Origin of the sequence: Veillonella montpellierensis DSM 17217 (assembly GCF_000426745.1) — a bacterium.
Classification (GTDB): Bacteria; Bacillota; Negativicutes; order Veillonellales; family Veillonellaceae; genus Veillonella; species Veillonella montpellierensis.
The window spans coordinates 1-1,446 of sequence record NZ_AUFY01000038.1; the positions used below are offsets into that span (position 1 = coordinate 1).

At 39.1% G+C, this 1,446-nt stretch carries 1 protein-coding gene; it reads left to right on the forward strand.

Translation table 11 applies throughout. The features are described 5' to 3' along the window. The coding region (locus tag K357_RS09810; RefSeq protein WP_038113892.1) for a hypothetical protein at positions 1–1,446 on the forward strand (1,446 nt) is incomplete at both ends.

Genomic DNA, 1,446 nt, shown 5'->3' on the forward strand with positions numbered 1-1,446 from the left:
GTTAGATGGTAAAATGGCGTCTTGGGTATTGAAAGCGTCTTCGGATGCTAATGCAAAAGATGAAGAAGCAAAAAAAGGTAAAACAATTGATAATACCAATAACGATGTTATCTTTGATGTAGCTACTGAAGACGCATCAAAAGGCTTGACCGTTACTCGTGCTGGTAACAAGATTACTTACGGTATTAATAAAGGGGAATTGGCGAAAGCAATCGAAGGAGACATTATTAGTAATATCAATAGTAACTCGACACCAATCGAGAATATATCGGCTAACTTCTCCATCAGTGATAAAGATAATACGAATACAAAGAATATAAGCTTAACCAAAACATCCCATCCTACTATTCAATTCTTAGGAGAAAAAGATAAAATCGATGTAACCGTAGGCGGTGATGCAGCGGCTCCAACCGTTACCGTGACAGCGAATGCTAAACTAGGCGAAAACCTTGATATTAGTAATAATAAAAGTGTTAAAGATATCAATACTGCAATTACTAACATTACCAAGACTGATGGCGCACTTTCCAATAAAGCTGATAAAAATGCAACCAACATTGATGCTACAGCGAAAGCAAAATGGATAGCTAAACTTGGCGATGGTACTATCGACAACGAAGCAACGAAAGCAAACCTCGTAACTGGCGCTACCGTAAAAACTGCGTTAGATAAAAAAGTAGATACGACTACCTACAATAATGGCATGGCTACTAAAGTAGATACTGTGACCTATACTACCGATATGGCTGGTAAGGCGAATACTACATTAAGCAATATTGATGATGCTGGTAAAGATGTCATTACGGGCTTAGTAGATGTAACAGGTGCAGGTGGCGCTACCGTAACATCTGCAACGGATAAAGATAGCCATATCAAAACATTCACAGTAACAGTTGCAAAAGATGGTAAAATTGCTGATAAGGACACAGGCATTGTCACTGGTGAAACTGTATACAACTATGTACATCCGATAGCAGAGCAAGTGACACAAAATGCGGGGGATATTACTACTCTTAAAACAAATGTTACGAACTTAAATAATAACTTAACAGCTGGTTTCAATCTAAAAGTTGGCGAAGACTCTAGTGCGGTAGTCCTTAATGCTAAGGCTGCACCAACCGTTGAATTTGCCGTAGAAAAAGCTGATGCAGGTTTAACCGTTAGTAAAGCTGGCAATAAGATTACCTACGGCATTGATGGTAGTAAAATTGATTTAGCTGGTAATACAAGCATTACGAATATCAATAGTAGAATTGATGATATCACTGCACAAAGCGGTGGTGATCTTTCCAAGAAAGCTGATAAAGATGCAAAGAACATTGATGATGCAGCGAAAGCAAACTGGATAGCTAAACTTGGCGGTGGTACTATCGACGACAAAGCAACGAATGCGAACCTCGTAACTGGCGCTACCGTAAAAACTGCGTTAGATGGTAAAATGGCGTC